A 16,565-nucleotide genomic window follows, 5' to 3' on the forward strand; every position below is an offset into this window, starting at 1 on the left:
TGTGAGCTCGGCCCTGGTCAGCGGGGTGGCGGACTGGCAGGATCGCGCCCATGTCCACGCTGCTGTCCCGTATCGGCAGACGCCGGGCCGTGCAGGGCACGGTCGCCGGTGCGGTCGCCCTCGGGCTGCTGCTGTGGTGGCTGCTGCCGCTGGGCGAGAAGCCGCCGAGCGGGGCGATCACGTTCAGCACGGGCACACGTGCGGGCGTCTACCAGAAGTACGGCGAACTGCTGCGCACCGAGCTGCGCAAGGACATGCCGGGCCTGAAGGTGCGGCTGATGACCAGCGCGGGCTCGCAGGAGAACGTCGAGCGGGTGGCGTCCGGGGAGGCCGACTTCACGATCGCCGCGGCCGACGCGGTGGAGACGTACAAGATCGCGGGCAGGCCCGGCGCCGAGGAACTGCGCGGTGTCACCCGCCTCTACGACGACTACGTGCAGCTCGTGGTGCCGAGCGACTCGGACATCCAGTCCGTCGCCGACCTGCGCGGCAAGCGGGTCGCCATCGGGCTGCCCAACTCGGGCGTACGGCTGATCGCCACCCGGCTGCTGAAGGCCGTGGGTATCGACCCGGAGAAGGACATCACGCCCCGCGCGGACGGGATCGACACCGGCCCAGGGCGGCTGGGCGAGGAGCTCGACGCGTTCTTCTGGTCGGGCGGCGTACCGACGGACGGGCTCAGGCAGATCGCGGAGAGTTCCGCCTTCCGTTTCGTGCCGATCGGCGAGGACCTCGTGACCCGACTGCACGAATCCGGCGGCGCGACCCGCTACTACCGCACCACCAACATGCCCGAGTCGGCCTACCCCACCGTGCAGAACGGTGCCGTGGTGCCCACGATGGCGGTCTCCAACCTGCTGGTGACCCGCGCGGACATGGATCCGCGGCTCACCGAGTGGCTGACCCGGACCGTGCTCGACAGCCGCGACGGCATCGGGGCGACCGTCCACTCCGCGCAACTGGTGGATCTGCGCACCGCGATCTACACCGACCCACTCGAGCTGCATGAGGGGGCCCGGCGCTACTACCGGTCGGTGAAACCGTAGGGCCGGGCCGCTCCGGACTCTCGTCGGTGACGCCACTCTTGTCGGTGACGCCATAGGCCGCCCTCCGGACCACCGGACCACGAGGGCCGTGGGACCGCTCCGGACCACCGGTCCGTGAAGCCGCGGGGTCGCTCCCGACCAGCGGTCCGTGAAGCCGTGGGACTGCTACGGCTCCTTCCGCTCGCCCGTCCCCGCCCCCGCCCCCGCCCCCGCCGTCGGCCCGGATCTCGGCATCGTGACCGTCACCTCGAGGCCGTGCGGCTCGTGGTGGCCGAAGGTGATCGAGCCGTCGCCCGCCGCGAGCAGCGCCCGGCAGATGGACAGGCCGAGGCCGGAGCCCTTGATGTTCTGGTGCCGGCCGCTGCGCCAGAAGCGGTCGCCCACGCGCGCGAGTTCCTCGTCGGTCAGCCCGGGACCGTTGTCGGTGACGACGACGGTGGCGGCGTCCCCGGTGGAGGAGACGGTGACCCGGACGGTCTCGTCGGCCGGCGTGAACTTCACCGCGTTGTCGATGACCGCGTCCAGGGCGCTCGACAGCGTCACCGGGTCGGCCCAGCCGGTGGTCGGCGGGCAGTCCCCCACCAGCCCTACGCCCTTGACCTCGGCCGTCGGCGACCAGGCCGCCACCCGCTCGGCGGCCAGCGCGCCGATGTCGGTGACTTGCAGGTCGGCCTGACTGTGCTCGGCGAGCGCCAGGTCGAGCAGGTCGTCCAGGACCCGGGCCAGGCGCTTGCCCTCGGTCTGGACGGAGGCGATCTCCTCGTTGCCCTCGGGCAGCTCCAGCGCCAGCAGCTCGATGCGCAGAAGCAGCGCCGCGAGGGGGTTGCGCAGTTGGTGCGAGGCGTCGGCGACGAAGGCACGCTGCTGCTCCAGCACGTCCTCCACGTGGTCCGCCATCTCGTTGAACGACCCGGCCAGGCGTCTGAGCTCCGGCGGTCCACCGGCCGGCGCGACCCGCGACTTGAGCCGTCCGGTGGCGATGTCGTGGGTGGTGGCGTCGAGCACCCGTACCGGCCTGAGCACCCAGCCGGTCAGCCGTAGCGCGGCGCCGACGGCGAGCAGCATCGCGGCGATCTCGCCGGCGCCGATGACCAGCCAGCCGCGCAGGGTGCGCGACCGCATCGAGTCGGTGGGCGAGTCGGTGACCACGACCGCGACCACGTCCCCGTCCCGGATGACGGGCGAGGCGACGACGAGCCGGCCGTCCTCCCACGGCCACACCTGCTGCGGGTCGTGGCTGCGGCGGCTGAGCAACGCCTCGTCGAAGGAGTCGCGCACCTCGCCGGTCTGAGGGAGGAACCAGGTCGTGGGCGCGTTGGCCATGGGGATGTGGTTGCGGTAGAAGACGCCCGCCTTGATGCCGTAGACCTCGTAGTAGCTGATGAGCTCGGTCTGCAGCGTCTCCAGGCGTTCGTCCGTGGTCGTCCGGCGGGAGCCGCCCGGCACGTCCTCGGTGACGAACTGGGCGAGCGCGGCGAAGCGTGCCGTGTCGTCTATCCGGTCGATGACGACCTTCTGCTGCTCCGCGCGGGCGACGCTGACTCCCAAGGGAACGCCGAGGGCGAGCAGTACGGCCGCCATCAGGACGATGAGCAGCGGGAGCAGGCGTGTGCTCACCCGGCCCCGCTACCCGGCGGGCGCGACGAGGCGGTAGCCGACGCCACGGACGGTCTCGATGAGCGCCGGCATGCGCAGCTTGGCGCGCAGCGAGGCGACGTGCACCTCCAGCGTGCGCCCGGTCCCCTCCCAGCTCGTGCGCCAGACCTCGCTGATGATCTGCTCCCGGCGGAAGACCACTCCGGGGCGCTGTGCGAGCAGGGCGAGGAGGTCGAACTCCTTGCGGGTGAGTTGGACAACCGAACCGTCCACGCTGACCTGGCGCGTCGGCAGTTCGATGCGCACCGCTCCCAGGCGCACCACGGTCTCGGTGCTCCCCGTGGTGTCCTCGTGGGCGGTGCGCCGGCTGACGGCGTGGATCCGGGCGAGCAGCTCTCCGGTGTCGTACGGCTTGACCACGTAGTCGTCGGCGCCGAGGTTGAGGCCGTGGATGCGGGAGCGGACGTCGGAGCGGGCGGTGACCATGATGACCGGGGTGCTGGTGCGCTTGCGGATCTTGCCGCAGACCTCGTAGCCGTCCTGGTCGGGCAGGCCGAGGTCGAGCAGGACGACGCCGAAGCAGTCGCCCTCGGGGACGAGCGCCTGGAGTGCTTCCTCGCCGCTGCGCGCGTGGGTGACGTCGAAGCCGTGCCGTGCCAGGATCGCGGACAGGGCGGCGGCCACGTGGTTGTCGTCCTCGACGAGCAGCAGTCTCATCCGGGCTCCCTTCGGTTCATCGGCCGTACGCTTGCCTTGGCTAGAAAGACGGGTGCACGCGCGCGTGCACCTTGTGCAGTGACGCCGATGGAGGGGGACGGCGTCAAGAGCGTTCCGGTTGCGGCCGCTCGAAGTTATCCGGCCGATATGCACCCCTGCTCACAGTGCTACGACTCGTGTCCGATTGCTATCGGATCGTGATGCTCAGATTCCCCTCAGATGTAGAGACGCAGGTCGTTTGGCGTTACTACTGTCCTCCGAAACCGAGGAGGACGGAGCCCGAGAGCGATGACCGAAGTATCGGTGGCCAAGGAAGATGTGGCCGCGACCGGCGAACTGGTCGTCCTGAAGAGTGTCAACAAGCACTTCGGCGCGTTGCACGTGCTCCAGGACATCGACCTGACGATCACCCGCGGCGAGGTCGTCGTGGTCATCGGACCCTCCGGGTCCGGTAAGTCCACCCTGTGCCGCACCATCAACCGCCTGGAGACCATCGACTCAGGATCGATCGCGATCGACGGCAGGCCACTGCCCGCCGAGGGCAAGGAGCTCGCCAGGCTGCGCGCCGACGTCGGCATGGTCTTCCAGTCCTTCAACCTCTTCGCGCACAAGACCGTGCTCGAGAACGTCACCCTGGGCCAGATCAAGGTCCGCAAGGTCGACGCCAAGAAGGCCGAGGAGAAGGCCCGCGCCCTGCTCGACCGCGTCGGCGTGGCCGCCCAGGCGGACAAGTACCCCGCGCAGCTCTCCGGCGGTCAGCAGCAGCGCGTCGCCATCGCGCGGGCGCTGGCCATGGACCCGAAGGTCATGCTCTTCGACGAGCCGACGTCGGCTCTCGACCCCGAGATGATCAACGAGGTCCTGGAGGTCATGAAGCAGCTCGCCGAGGACGGCATGACCATGATCGTGGTCACGCACGAGATGGGCTTCGCCCGGTCGGCGGCCAACCGCGTGGTGTTCATGGCGGACGGCCGCATCGTCGAAGAGGCCACGCCGGACCAGTTCTTCAGCAATCCGCGCAGCGACCGCGCCAAGGACTTCCTGTCGAAGATCCTGCACCACTGACATATCCGGCGCGGCTCCGACGTCCCGCGTCGCGCCTTGGCGGCCCAGCCCCGTCGGCCGCGTCCGAATCGCCTGATCCTCTGATCGTCCGATCGCAGTTCGATCACAGCCAAAGGATGTTCACCATGAAGCTCCGCAAGGTCACCGCCGCCTCGGCCACCGTGTTCGCCCTCGCCCTGACCGCCACCGCGTGCGGCTCCGACGACGGAGGCGACACCGGCTCCTCCGACGGTGGCGACAAGAAGATCACCATCGGCATCAAGTTCGACCAGCCGGGCCTGGGCCAGAAGACCCCCGACGGCTACGAGGGCTTCGACGTGGACGTCGCCACGTACGTCGCCAAGAAGCTCGGCTACACCGAGGACCAGATCGAGTGGAAGGAGTCGAAGAGCGCCGACCGCGAGACCATGCTGCAGCGCGGTGACGTCGACTTCATCGCCGCCACGTACTCGATCACCCCGAAGCGCGAGGAGAAGGTCGACTTCGCCGGCCCGTACCTGCTGGCCCACCAGGACGTGCTGCTGCGCGCCGACGACGACAAGATCAAGTCGCCGGAGGACCTGAACGACGCGAAGCTCTGCTCGGTCACCGGCTCGACCTCGGCCCAGAATGTCAAGGAGAAGCTGGCGCCCAAGGCCCAGCTCCAGAACTACCCGACGTACTCCGCCTGTCTGAACGGTCTGCAGACCGGTGCCATCGACGCGCTGACCACGGACGACTCCATCCTCGCCGGTTACGCCGCCCAGAAGCAGTTCGAGGGCAAGTTCAAGCTCGGCGGCTTCGAGATGACCAACGAGAACTACGGCATCGGCGTCAAGAAGGGCAGCGACCTCAAGGCCAAGATCAACGACGCGCTCGAGGCCATGGTCGCCGACAAGTCCTGGGACCAGGCGGTCAAGGACAACTTCGGTCCGGCCAACTACAAGAACGAGCCCGCGCCGAAGATCGGCGACGTCAAGAGCTGAAGCCGGGCCTGACAGGGTGCGCCGCCCTCCGGAAGGGGCGGCGCACCGGGGCGGGCATCCCTACACGCGGAAGCGCGGGAGATCGTGTTCGACTTTCTTCAGGATTACGACCTGCTGGGAGCCTTCTGGACGACAGTGCAGCTCGCTGTGCTCTCGGCCGTCGGCTCCCTGATCTGGGGCACCATACTGGCCGCCATGCGCGTCGGCCCGGTGCCGTTGATGCGCGGCCTCGGGACCGCGTACGTGAACATCGTGCGGAACATTCCCCTGACCGTCATCATCTTGTTCGCGTCCCTCGGCCTGAACCAGACCCTCGGAGTCGAACTCGGCGGCGGCGATTTCGAGACGATCAACTTCCGGCTCGCCGTCCTGGGTCTGATCCTCTACACGTCGGCCTTCGTATGCGAGGCGCTGCGCTCCGGCATCAACACGGTGCCCGTCGGTCAGGCGGAGGCGGCCCGGGCGATCGGGCTCAGCTTCGGCCAGGTGCTCCGCCTCGTGGTGCTGCCGCAGGCGTTCCGGTCCACCGTCGGCCCCCTGGCTAACGTACTGATCGCGCTCATCAAGAACACCACGGTGGCCGCGGCCATCGGTGTCGCCGAAGCGGCGGCACTGATGAAGGACATGATCGAGAACGAGGCGCAGCTACTGCTGATCTCCGCGATCATCGCGTTCGGCTTCGTGGTTCTGACGCTGCCGACCGGCCTGATGCTCGGCTGGGTGGGCAAGAAGGTGGCGGTGAAGCGATGAGCTCCGTTCTCTACGACGCGCAGGGGCCGCGCGCCAAGCGGCGCAACGTCCTGTTCACGGCCGTCTTCCTGGTCGCCCTCGTGGCCCTGCTGTGGTGGGTGTACAAGACCCTCGACGAGAAGGGCCAGCTCGACTGGGCGAAGTGGCAGATGTTCTTCACCAGCGGCGAGCCCTGGTCGACGTACATCTGGCCCGGTCTGCAGAACACACTGAAGGCAGCGGCTCTCGCGATGGTCATCGCCCTGCCGCTCGGTGCCGTGCTGGGCATCGCCCGGCTCTCCGACCACGCGTGGGTGCGGGTCCCGGTCGGGATCGTGGTGGAGTTCTTCCGGTCCATCCCGGTGCTGGTTCTGATGATCTTCGGCAACGCCCTGTTCGCCGAGTACACCGGCGTCAGCTCGGACGACCGCCCCCTGTACGCGGTCGTCACAGGCCTGGTTCTGTACAACGCCGCCGTCCTCGCGGAGATCGTGCGGGCCGGCATCCTGGCACTGCCCAAGGGCCAGGCCGAAGGCGCGATGGCGATCGGACTGCGCAAGAGTCAGTCGATGCGGCTGATCCTGCTGCCACAGGCGGTCACCGCGATGCTCCCGGCCATCGTCAGCCAGCTCGTCGTGATCCTCAAGGACACGGCTCTCGGCGGCGCTGTCCTCACCTTCCCCGAGCTGCTCGCCTCCGCCAACACGATGAGTGCCTACTACGGCGCCAACGTCATCGCCAGCTTCACCGTCATCGCCGTTCTCTTCATCGCGCTCAACTTCGCCCTCACGACCTTCGCGAGCTGGCTGGAGCGCCGGCTGCGGCGGGCGAAGAAGTCGAGCGGTGCGGTACTCAAGGTGGATGACGCCGAGACAGCGGGGACCGGAGCCGGCGGTCCGGCCTGACCCACCTGACACTCGGTCACCTCGTATGACCTTCAACGGAGGCCGTGGCATGATCGCCACGGCCTCCGTCGCTTGACGCAAGCTGCGGCAATAGGTTGCATACGTTCTGTGACCGTGCACCCTGCCCCAACGTCCTGTTCACCCACGTCCCCCGGGACACCGCCACGGGCAGGGGGCGTCGCGCCGTGGACCCGGTGATCATCACCGGAGCGGGGCCCGTCGGGCTCACGCTCGCCCTGGCGCTGGCACGGCAGCAGGTGCCCTGTGTCGTACTCGACGAAGGGCCGGGCAAGGACGAACCGCGCCCCGCACGCACCGTCGTCGTGCGCGAGGACGCCGTCGCCCTCGTCGAGCGGCTGACCGGCACACCGCTGACGGGGCTGGGTTGCCGTTGGGCCGGATGGCGGTCGACGCGGCGCAAGCAGGTGATCCGTGAGGTCGTGTTCGGCGACACCGACCCGGCGCCCCTGCACATCGCCCAGCACGAGCTGACCGGCGTCCTGCGCGCGGCACTCGCCCGCGAGCCGCTCGTCAAGATCGCGGTGGACAGCCGCCTGGACGGCATCGAGCAGGAGACCTCGGGCGTCACGGCCCACACCCGCGGCCCCGGCGGCACCTGGTGGCGCGGCAGTTACCTGGTGGGCTGCGACGGCCCCCGCTCGACCGTCCGCAAGCTCCAGGACATCCGCTTCCCCGGCCGTACGGCGGTGGAACGATACGCCGTCGCCGCGCTGCGCACGGATCTTCCCTGGACCGACGAGGCCTTGCTCCACCGCTCACCCCCATGGCGGACGTCCGGTCCGTCGGCCGGTGAGATCGTCGGACGCCCCCTGCCGGACGGCGTGTGGCGCCTGGACTGGCTGCTGCCCCCGGGCAAGGACCTGGTCACCCCCGAACTGCTGGTCAACCGGGTCCGCGAGACCCTCACCGGCTGGGTCGGCACGTCGAACCCGTCGTACGAGCTCCTCGACACCGGAGTCCACACGGTCCACCACCGGTTGGCCCGCCGCTGGCGGGTGGGCCGCGTACTCCTCGCCGGGGACGCGGCGCACCTGCTGGGCGCGCTGGGCACGCAGGGACTGGAGGAGGGGCTGCGGGACGCGGACAACCTCGCCTGGAAACTGGCCCTGGCCTGGCATCACGGGCCGCGCGAGGCGCTGCTCGACAGTTACCAGGAGGAGCGGCGCACCGCGATCGCCGCACGACTGCGCGCCGCCGACCAGGTACTGCCGCTGCTGCGCGGCGGCGGAGGCCTGCGTTCCTACGTCCCCGGCTCCGCCCGCGGGAACGACGCGCTGCTCGCGGACGGTCATCTGGGGCGCGGGACGCTGGGCTCGCCGGGCACGTACGGCGCATCGCCCCTCGCCCCCGAGCACCTCGCCGGAGAGGTGCCGGTCGGCACACCGCCCGGGGCGCCCGTCACCGACGTGCGGGTCACGGCGGAGGACGGCACGTTCGTGAGGCTGCGGGACCGGCTCGGGCGCGGGGCGCTGCTGGTGGTGCTGATCGCGCCGGGCACGGGTGTGTGGGAACGCAAGCACTGGGTGACCGCCGGAATCATGCCCCGGCTGGCGGCGGCGGTGACGGCGCTGCCCCATTACGCCGAGCTGCTGGTCGCCGAGAGCTATCCGGGGGCCGCCGCCCACACGGTGCTGCTGGTGCGCCCCGACGGTCATCTCGTCACAGCACTGAGCGGGGTGCGCCCGGCCGACCTGTACGCGGCGGCGGAGGCGGCGGTGGGCGGGGCGACGCCACCGGCGGCCGCGGAGTCCACGGAGGAAGAGGCGGAGGCGGGAGCCGCGGCCGGGTCCCGCTGACCGGCCGTCCGGGTGTGCGCCGCCGGCGCCTGACCGCCGACCCTCGGCGGTCGCCGTCCACAGGGTGACGATGAGCTGACCGGCCCGGCCGCCTTTCCGGGCACACCGGAAGGTTCCGGGCGGGTCCGTTCGCCGACCGGTGCTCCAGGGGTGGTGTAGGTGTACGTGCTCGGTGACCGCGGATCGGGCGGCCGCGCGACGGCGCAGACGGTACAGCCGTACGGAAGGTGTTCACCCTGCCGGGAACGCAAGGTAGTCCTGCGCGGTCTTCGCCTCTCGGGGCGGGTGCCGTTTCGACCGTCCCGGCGCTCTCACCGGCAGGTCGGCCAGGCCCGGCGGGATGCGGATCAGAACCCCTCGTCGCCGAGGAACTCCGTGTCCTCGCCCTCCTCCTCCAGAGCCTGGCGGACCACCCGCAGGGCCATGCCCTCGGGGTAGCCCTTGCGGGCCAGCATGCCCGCGAGGCGGCGAAGCCTCTTGTCGCGGTCGAGGCCCCGGGTGGCCCGCAGCTTGCGGGCGACCAGGTCGCGCGCGGTCTCCTCCTCCTGCTCGGAGTCCAGTCGGGACACCGCCTCGTCGATGAACGAGGCGTCGACACCCTTGGTGCGCAGCTCTCTGGCGAGGGCACGACGGGCCAGCCCGCGGCCGTGGTGCCTGGACTCCACCCAGGCTTCCGCGAAGGCGCTGTCGTTGATCAGGCCGACCTCCTCGAACCTGGACAGCACCTCCTCGGCGGCCTCGTCGGGGATCTCCCGCTTGCGCAGGGCGTCGGCGAGTTGCTTGCGGGTGCGCGGGGTCCCGGTGAGCAGGCGCAGGCAGATCGCCCGTGCCTGCTCGACCGGGTCCCGCGGAGGCTCCCCCTTCTCGGCCCTCGACGAGGAAGTGGCGCCTCCGTCCTCGGCGGACGACTCCGCACGCTCGCGCCGCCGCCCGCGCCCGCCGCCCGGCCCACGGCCCCGTCGGGCACCGCCACGCGCCCGGCCGTCACCGTGGTGCGCCCCGCCGTCACCGGGTGGGGCGGCGTCGTACGGGTCCTCGGCGCCGTACGGCGCGAAAGGGTCGGCCGTGCCGTCCGCGACGGCGGACAGGCCCGTCTCGTACGGGACCGCAGCCGCCCCGTACGCGCCGTCGTCCGTGCCGACGGAGCCGTTGTCACCCGGTCTCCCCCGCTCGCGCCCCCGCGAGACGGCATCCGGGTAGGTGTACTCGGCCCAGTCGGTTCGTCGTGTCACGGGTCAGCTCTTGGCTGCCGCGGCCTTGGACTTGGTGGCCTTGGCGGTCGCGGGGGCGGGCACCGCCGGGGCTGCGTCGGCCGGGGCGGCGGCGGCGTCCGCGCCCGGCTCGGTGGCCGGCTCCTCGGGCCGTACGCCGACGCCCAGCTTCTCCTTGATCTTCTTCTCGATCTCGTTGGCCAGGTCGGGGTTGTCCTTCAGGAAGTTGCGCGCGTTCTCCTTGCCCTGGCCGAGCTGGTCGCCCTCGTACGTGTACCAGGCGCCGGCCTTGCGGACGAAGCCGTGCTCCACACCCATGTCGATCAGACCGCCCTCGCGGCTGATGCCCTGGCCGTAGAGGATGTCGAACTCGGCCTGCTTGAAGGGCGGCGCGACCTTGTTCTTGACGACCTTGACGCGGGTGCGGTTGCCGACCGCGTCGGTGCCGTCCTTCAGCGTCTCGATACGCCGGATGTCGAGTCGCACCGAGGCGTAGAACTTCAGTGCCCGGCCACCGGTCGTGGTCTCCGGAGAACCGAACATCACGCCGATCTTCTCGCGGAGCTGGTTGATGAAGATCGCGGTGGTCTTGGACTGGTTGAGCGCGCTGGTGATCTTCCGCAGGGCCTGGCTCATCAGGCGGGCCTGCAGACCGACATGGCTGTCGCCCATCTCGCCCTCGATCTCCGCGCGCGGCACGAGGGCTGCGACGGAGTCGATGACGATGAGGTCGAGGGCGCCGGAGCGGACCAGCATGTCCACGATCTCCAGGGCCTGCTCACCGTTGTCCGGCTGGGACAGGATCAGGTTGTCGATGTCGACGCCGAGCTTCTGCGCGTACTCGGGGTCGAGGGCGTGCTCCGCGTCCACGAACGCGACCTGGCCGCCGGCCTTCTGCGCGTTCGCCACCGCGTGCAGGGTCAGGGTCGTCTTGCCCGAGGACTCGGGGCCGTAGACCTCGATGACACGGCCGCGCGGCAGGCCGCCGACGCCAAGGGCCACGTCGAGCGCGGTCGACCCGGTCGGGATGACCTCGATGGGCTCCTTCGACCGGTCACCCATGCGCATGACCGCGCCCTTGCCGAACTGCCGTTCAATCTGTGCGAGCGCGGCGTCCAGGGCCTTCTCGCGGTCGGTTCCTGCCATGGGTTCCACCCGGTTTGCTTGATTCGATCGCTTCACGTCAAAGACGCTAATGCCTGCCACTGACAATCCACCCCGATGCGGGTCCGGCCTGTGGATAACTCGGGCACTTCTCCGTCCAAACCCTGCCGAATCACCCGTCATGAGCCTCGCCAGAACCTCCATGAGAATGGATGTTCGATTTTCGTGTCAAGCGCACCACGGGCACCTCCGAGCGTACGTCTGCCGGGCCGGCGGTCGGGTGGCTAGAGTGCGGACGCGACGTGGAGGAGGGGACAGCATGGCCAAGGTCAGCATCAGTCTCGACGCCGAGCTGGTGGTGGAAGCGATGGTCCTGGCGGGCATCGGCTCGCCCCAGGACGCCGTCGAGGCGGTGGTGCGGGACTACATCGCCCGCGGCCACCGCACGGAGACCCGCACCGAGTTCAAGGACCGGAACCTGCGGGAGGTCGACGCCAAGCCTCAGGAGCCGCAGGGCTGACCCCCCGCGCCCTGCCGGTGTCCCGGCGGCCCGGTCGCTCCCCTCGGCGTAGGGCGGGTGCCTCCGCCGGACGAGGACGGCGCGGGCGGGCGGGCCGCGGCCAGGCTTGCCCCACTCAGCACGTGAGGACCGTCCGCACCGCCCGCGGGGCCGCACCCGCCCGGGTCCCGGATGCCGCACCGTCCGGCCGCTCCCCCGTACCGCACCTGTGCCGCTCGACCGGCCTCAAGCCCTTGCACGGGGGTCGCCCTGCACGGCGTCCTGGTACTGCCGGTGCTCGCCAGGCTGCTGTCCCTCCCACCGGAGCAAGACCGTTCGGCAGCGGGACGTGGCCGTGGCGGTGTGCTGCTGCGCGGGTGCCGTCGGCGGCGCGGGCCTGTGGGCCGGCCCGACGTGCTGAGGCGGCCTCAGGCGGAGCCGCCGCCTGAGGCACCCTCCGTGCCCGGGCGTCCCGGCTCCGGTCGCCGGGCCCACAGTTTGCGCAGGCGTGTGGGCGCCCCCGGCCCCGACCGGCGGTTCCGGCGTCCGTGGACGCGCGGATCGTCCGTGACGTCGTAGCGCTTGACGTACGCACCGAGGAACGCCTGGAGCGTGGCGATCGCCGGGATGGCGATCAGCGCGCCGACGGCGCCCAGCAGGGCGGCGCCCGCGACGACCGAGCCGAAGGCGACCGCCGGGTGGATGTCCACGGTCTTGGAGGTCAGCTTGGGCTGCAGCACGTAGTTCTCGAACTGCTGGTAGACCACCACGAAGATCAGTACCCACAGCGCGTACCAGGGGTTGACCGTGAAGGCGATCAGCATGGGCAGGGCGCCCGCGAGATAGGTACCGATGGTGGGGATGAACTGCGACACCAGGCCCACCCACACGGCGAGCGCGGGAGCGTAGGGCACCTCGAGTATCTCCAGCAGGATGTAGTGCGCTATGCCGGAGATCAGCGCCATCAGACCGCGCGAGTACAGGTAACCACCGGTCTTGTCCACGGCGATCTCCCACGCGCGCAGGACCTCGGCCTGCCGGGCGGGCGGCAGGACGGAACAGAGCCCGCGCCGCAGCCGGGGGCCGTCGGCGGCGAAGTAGAAGGAGAACAGCAGAACCGTCAGCATCTGGAAGAGGCCGCCGAGGACCTGGGCCGACACGTCCAGGACGCCCGTGGCACTGTCCTGGACGTAGTTGCGCAGCCAGTCGGAACGGAGCAGGCCTTCCTGGATGTCGACCCGTCGCAGCTCGGTGTGGAAGTGGCCGTTGACCCAGTTGATGACCGAGTCGAGGTAGTCCGGGAAGTCCTCGACCATCTTGACGATCTGGCCCGCGAGCATCGAACCGAGCAGCGTGACGAACCCCGCGGCGGCGATCAGCACGGCGATGAAGACAAGGAAGGTGGCCAGCCCGCGGCGCATTCCGTGCCCGGCCATCCAGCTCACCGCGGGTTCGATGGCGAGGGCCAGGAAGAACGCGATGAGGACGTTGATCAGCAGGCCGGTGAGCTGGTGGAACGCCCAACTGCCGAGCTGGAAGACGGCGATGAGCGAGAGCGCCAGCACCATGGCGCGCGGCAGCCAGCGCGGCATGCGGGCACCCGCTCCGGCGGTGCCGCCGGCCTCGTCGTCCGGGGGGCCGGTGGGCGGCGTCGCGCCGGTCGGGGATGCTTGCCGGGCCGCCTGCCCGGTCTCGTCAGTGGGTGCCACGGACCAAGTCTCGCCCACGCGACCGACAGCGGAGTCCCGCCCGGTGATCTTTGTGACCGGTCAACGCTTTTCCCGGGGCACGTTCATGACGGTGCAGACCACCCGCCAGACGTCCTTGGCGTCCCATCCGGCGTCCAGCGCCCCGTGCACCGTACGCCCGCCCAGCTCCGCCATCACGTGATCGCGCGCGAAGGTGTCGGCGTACCCCGGACCGAAGTGATCCGTCATCCGCTCCCAGAAGACCGTCAACCGCATGACTCCAGTATCCCGCCCCTGGGAGTGGGCCCTGTGCCGGGACCGGGTACCGGGGCCGCTTCACGTCCTACGGTCTGACCATGGCCGAAAACGGAGCTTCCCCACTCCCCCCGACGCCCCCGGCTCCTGCCGCGCACTCCCCGCTCGCGCGCGCGGAGCACTTCGTCTGGCTCACCGCGCGCGTACTGGAGCAGCGCCTCTTCGCGTACCACTTCCGCGGTGGCGACGCCGGTCCGGTGGAGACCGCGCTGGACGCCTACCGCAACGAGGACGGCGGGTACGGCCACGCGCTGGATCCCGGTCTGCGCGGCCCGGGAAGCCGACCGCCGCACACCGCGCACGCCCTGCGCGTGCTGGACGCCGTCGGGCGCTGCGGCGGACAGCGCGTGGAGCGGATGTGCCGCTATCTGACCTCCGTGTCCACTGCGGACGGTGCCCTTCCGGCGGCCCGTCCCGGCCGGCCGGGGTATCCGGCCGCGCCCTTCGGGCCGGTCGTGGACGACCCGCCCGGCGAGCTCCTCGCCACCGGTCCGGTGGTCGGCCTGCTGCACCGCAACGAGGTCTGGCACGCCTGGCTGTTCCGGGCCACGGACTTCTGCTGGCAGGCGGTCGAGTCTCTGGGGACCTCGCACCCGTACGAGGTCGAGGCCGCCGTGGCCTTCCTGGACGCCGCCCCCGACCGCCCGCGCGCGGAGGCGGCGGCCGACCGGCTGGGCCGCCTGGTGCGCGAGCAGCGCCTCGCGGTGCTGGACCCGGACGACCTCGGCGCGTACTCGGTCTCCCCGGGCGAGTACCGCTTTCCCCATGACTACGCGAGGCATCCGCGCTCACTCGCGCGCGCGTGGTTCACGGACGAGGAGATGGCCCGCTCCCTCGACGTCCTCTCGGCCCAGCAGGAGGACGACGGCGGCTGGCCCGTCCGCCGGAGCCAGTGGGCACCCGCCCCCGCCCTGGAGGAGCGCCCCGGGGTGACGCTCGATGCCCTGCGCACACTGCGCGCGTACGGCCGTCCGGTCGGCTGACCCGGCTCATCCGCCCATGGCCCGTACCCCCGCGGTGACCACCACGGCCGCCGCGACGACGAGCAGGAAGGGCGCGCGCAGCACCAGCGCCAAGGCGGCCGCGGCGACCCCAGCGGCCCGCGCGTCCAGCACGAGTGCCTGCCCGTCGGCGAAGGTCTGCTGGGCGGTGAGCGCGGCCAGGAGGGCGACGGGCAGCAGGGCGGCGAGCCGCCGGACCACAGGCCGCTCCAGGGCGCCCGCGGGCACCAGCAGCCCGAGGAGCTTGACGGCGTAGCAGCCGACCGCGGTCACGCCGATGGCGATCCAGACGCTCAACGTTCCCCCTCCCGCGCGGAGTCCTCGACGGCGCTGCTCCCGCGGCATCCCCGCGCCCACAGGACGACCGGTGCCGCCAGCGCGGCCACCAGGACGGGCACACCGGCGGGCAGCACGGGCAGCAGGCCGAGCCCCACAAGGACGGCCAGGGTGGCGGCCGCGCGCTCGGTGGTGGTCTTCAGCATCGGCGCGAGCAGCGCCAGGAAGACCGCGGGGCCGGCCGCGTCCAGCCCCCAGGCGTCGGTGTCCCCGATGGCCTCCGCGCCCAGCGCGCCGAGCAGCGTGGTGAGGTTCCACAGCAGGTACAGGGTGAGTCCGGTGACGGTGAACCCGATCCGGACGCCGCGCCGCGTGGGCTGTGCGAGGGCCACGGCCGTCGTCTCGTCGATGACCCACTGCGCGGCGAACGGCCGCACCGCGCGCGGGAGGGCCAGCAACTGCGACAGCCGAAGCCCGTAGAAGGCGTTGCGTACGCCCAGGAAGAAGGCCCCCGCCGCGGCGGTGATCGGGTTGCCGCCGGCCGCGAGCGCCCCCACGAGGGCGAACTGGGAGGCCCCGGTGAACACCAGGAGGCTGAGGGCGCACGTCTGCATGGGTGTCAGTCCGCTGCCGGCCGAGGTCACCCCGAAGGCGAACCCGGAGAGGCCGACGGCGACTCCGACCCCGAGGGCGTCCCGGACGACGGCGGCGTCCGGTTTGTCCTCGACGGCGCTCGTGTCGGGGACGGCTGTCTGTTCTGTCACGCCTCGGACGGTAGGAGAAGCCGCCGCCGCGCGTCTTGGACGTTCTTGCGCTCCCGCTGGTAGGCGCCGGGCGGCACACCCACCATCCGCGCGAAGTGCCGGTTCAGGTGCGGCTGGTCGGTGAACCCCACGGCGACGGCGGCCTCGGACGGCTTCGTACCGGCGTCCAGCAGCCGCCGTGCCCGGCGCACCCGGGCGTCCGTCAGCCAGGTGTGGGGCGGCATTCCGTAGGCGTCCCGGAAGGCGCGCAGCAGCGCGAACGGACTGCTCCCGAGCTCCCCGGCGAGCCGCTCCAGACCTGGCGGGTCGGCCATCCGCTCCTCCAGCACGGCACGCGCACGTGCCGCGATCCGGGTTCCGGCCGTCCGTACCTCGCGCCGCGGCAGCGGGCCGCCGTTCAGCCGCAGGAGCCGGGTCACGGCCACTCTGAGCAGGGTGTCGGCGGCGAGCGCGTTCCCCTCGTCGGCGGCCCGCAGCACGCGGTGCACCAGCTCTACGGTGTAGGGGTCGTCGAGCACCGGCCGGACGAACCCCGGGGTCCCGCGCAGCGTGGTCGTCTCCGCCGCGATGCCGGCCACGAGCTCGGGCGCCGGGTAGACCGCCTCGTACCGCCATCCCTCCGGCACCCCGGCCCGGCCCGTGTGCGGCGTGTCCGGGTTGACCAGGGCGATCGATCCCGCCCCGGCGTACTGGTCGCTTCCTCCGTGGTGGAAGACCTCCACTCCGTCGGCGATGGCGGCGATGACGAATTGCTCGTGCGTGTGGCGTACGAAGGTCTTCTGTATGTACTGGGCCCGCAGCAGGTCGACGTCGGGCAGCTCCGCGTACCGCCAGTGCCGTGCCCGTTCGCTCGATGCCGCCATGCTC

Annotated in this window: 17 protein-coding genes; 8 read left to right on the forward strand and 9 right to left on the reverse strand. The window is 71.1% G+C overall.

What is annotated here, in order from left to right; translation table 11 throughout:
- Positions 1–50 precede the first annotated feature (50 nt).
- Positions 51–1,046, forward strand: coding sequence for a TAXI family TRAP transporter solute-binding subunit (locus B1H29_RS09855; protein ID WP_055419886.1), 996 nt, complete (start codon positions 51–53; stop codon positions 1,044–1,046).
- A gap of 165 nt (positions 1,047–1,211) precedes the next feature.
- Here B1H29_RS09855 and B1H29_RS09860 read toward each other — a convergent pair whose 3' ends face one another.
- Together B1H29_RS09860 and B1H29_RS09865 are read right to left on the reverse strand one after the other, a co-directional pair.
- Positions 1,212–2,663 carry a HAMP domain-containing sensor histidine kinase gene (locus B1H29_RS09860; RefSeq protein WP_055419887.1) on the reverse strand — a complete coding sequence of 484 codons (1,452 nt, stop codon included), beginning with the start codon at positions 2,661–2,663 and terminating at the stop codon, positions 1,212–1,214.
- Between the two features lie 9 nt (positions 2,664–2,672).
- Positions 2,673–3,359 carry a response regulator transcription factor gene (locus B1H29_RS09865; protein ID WP_055419888.1) on the reverse strand — a complete coding sequence of 229 codons (687 nt, stop codon included), beginning with the start codon at positions 3,357–3,359 and terminating at the stop codon, positions 2,673–2,675.
- A 288-nt stretch (positions 3,360–3,647) separates the two neighbouring features.
- Here B1H29_RS09865 and B1H29_RS09870 point away from each other — a divergent pair, with 288 nt between their 5' ends.
- The 5 genes from B1H29_RS09870 (at position 3,648) to B1H29_RS09890 (ending at position 8,840) form a co-directional block, all read left to right on the forward strand.
- Positions 3,648–4,424 (forward strand): amino acid ABC transporter ATP-binding protein, encoded by a 777-nt coding sequence (locus tag B1H29_RS09870; protein WP_055419889.1) that lies wholly within the window; start codon positions 3,648–3,650, stop codon positions 4,422–4,424.
- A 125-nt stretch (positions 4,425–4,549) separates the two neighbouring features.
- Complete coding sequence (locus tag B1H29_RS09875; RefSeq protein ID WP_055419890.1) at positions 4,550–5,389, forward strand: glutamate ABC transporter substrate-binding protein; 840 nt, start codon at positions 4,550–4,552, stop codon at positions 5,387–5,389.
- An 84-nt stretch (positions 5,390–5,473) separates the two neighbouring features.
- Positions 5,474–6,139: an amino acid ABC transporter permease gene (locus tag B1H29_RS09880; protein WP_055419891.1), complete on the forward strand. Its 666-nt coding sequence runs from the start codon at positions 5,474–5,476 to the stop codon at positions 6,137–6,139.
- Positions 6,136–7,023 (forward strand): amino acid ABC transporter permease, encoded by an 888-nt coding sequence (locus B1H29_RS09885; RefSeq protein ID WP_055419892.1) that lies wholly within the window; start codon positions 6,136–6,138, stop codon positions 7,021–7,023. Before B1H29_RS09880 ends, B1H29_RS09885 begins: the two co-directional genes overlap by 4 nt.
- A 185-nt stretch (positions 7,024–7,208) precedes the next feature.
- On the forward strand, positions 7,209–8,840 hold the full coding sequence (locus B1H29_RS09890; protein ID WP_055419893.1) for an FAD-dependent monooxygenase: 1,632 nt from the start codon (positions 7,209–7,211) through the stop codon (positions 8,838–8,840).
- A 347-nt stretch (positions 8,841–9,187) separates the two neighbouring features.
- Here B1H29_RS09890 and recX read toward each other — a convergent pair whose 3' ends face one another.
- Together recX and recA are read right to left on the reverse strand one after the other, a co-directional pair.
- Positions 9,188–10,072, reverse strand: coding sequence for a recombination regulator RecX (gene recX, locus B1H29_RS09895; RefSeq protein ID WP_055419894.1), 885 nt, complete (start codon positions 10,070–10,072; stop codon positions 9,188–9,190).
- 3 nt (positions 10,073–10,075) lie between these two features.
- Complete coding sequence (gene recA / locus B1H29_RS09900) at positions 10,076–11,197, reverse strand: recombinase RecA (protein ID WP_055419895.1); 1,122 nt, start codon at positions 11,195–11,197, stop codon at positions 10,076–10,078.
- A gap of 277 nt (positions 11,198–11,474) precedes the next feature.
- On the opposite strand from recA, the gene B1H29_RS09905 reads away from it, so the two are divergent.
- Positions 11,475–11,675, forward strand: a complete 201-nt coding sequence (locus B1H29_RS09905) for a type II toxin-antitoxin system VapB family antitoxin (protein ID WP_055419896.1) — start codon at positions 11,475–11,477, stop codon at positions 11,673–11,675.
- Between the two features lie 407 nt (positions 11,676–12,082).
- On the opposite strand, the gene B1H29_RS09910 is transcribed toward B1H29_RS09905, so the two are convergent.
- Positions 12,083–13,363: an AI-2E family transporter gene (locus tag B1H29_RS09910; RefSeq protein ID WP_199832387.1), complete on the reverse strand. Its 1,281-nt coding sequence runs from the start codon at positions 13,361–13,363 to the stop codon at positions 12,083–12,085.
- Between the two features lie 60 nt (positions 13,364–13,423).
- Positions 13,424–13,618 carry a DUF3046 domain-containing protein gene (locus B1H29_RS09915; RefSeq protein WP_055419897.1) on the reverse strand — a complete coding sequence of 65 codons (195 nt, stop codon included), beginning with the start codon at positions 13,616–13,618 and terminating at the stop codon, positions 13,424–13,426.
- Positions 13,619–13,698: 80 nt separating this feature from the next.
- On the opposite strand from B1H29_RS09915, the gene B1H29_RS09920 reads away from it, so the two are divergent.
- On the forward strand, positions 13,699–14,640 hold the full coding sequence (locus tag B1H29_RS09920) for a hypothetical protein (protein WP_055419898.1): 942 nt from the start codon (positions 13,699–13,701) through the stop codon (positions 14,638–14,640).
- Positions 14,641–14,646: 6 nt separating this feature from the next.
- Here the strand turns inward: B1H29_RS09920 and B1H29_RS09925 are convergent, their stop codons facing one another.
- Genes B1H29_RS09925 through B1H29_RS09935 form a run of 3 tightly spaced genes read right to left on the reverse strand, consistent with a single transcriptional unit; the run spans position 14,647 to position 16,561 of the window.
- Positions 14,647–14,955: an AzlD domain-containing protein gene (locus B1H29_RS09925; RefSeq protein WP_055419899.1), complete on the reverse strand. Its 309-nt coding sequence runs from the start codon at positions 14,953–14,955 to the stop codon at positions 14,647–14,649.
- Positions 14,952–15,698: an AzlC family ABC transporter permease gene (locus tag B1H29_RS09930; protein WP_055419900.1), complete on the reverse strand. Its 747-nt coding sequence runs from the start codon at positions 15,696–15,698 to the stop codon at positions 14,952–14,954. Before B1H29_RS09930 ends, B1H29_RS09925 begins: the two co-directional genes overlap by 4 nt.
- On the reverse strand, positions 15,695–16,561 hold the full coding sequence (locus tag B1H29_RS09935; RefSeq protein ID WP_055419901.1) for an AraC family transcriptional regulator: 867 nt from the start codon (positions 16,559–16,561) through the stop codon (positions 15,695–15,697). The genes B1H29_RS09930 and B1H29_RS09935 overlap by 4 nt, the downstream gene beginning before the upstream one ends.
- Between the last annotated feature and the right edge of the window lie 4 nt (positions 16,562–16,565).

Source organism: Streptomyces pactum, assembly GCF_002005225.1.
In the GTDB taxonomy this organism is placed as follows: Bacteria; Actinomycetota; Actinomycetes; order Streptomycetales; family Streptomycetaceae; genus Streptomyces; species Streptomyces pactum_A.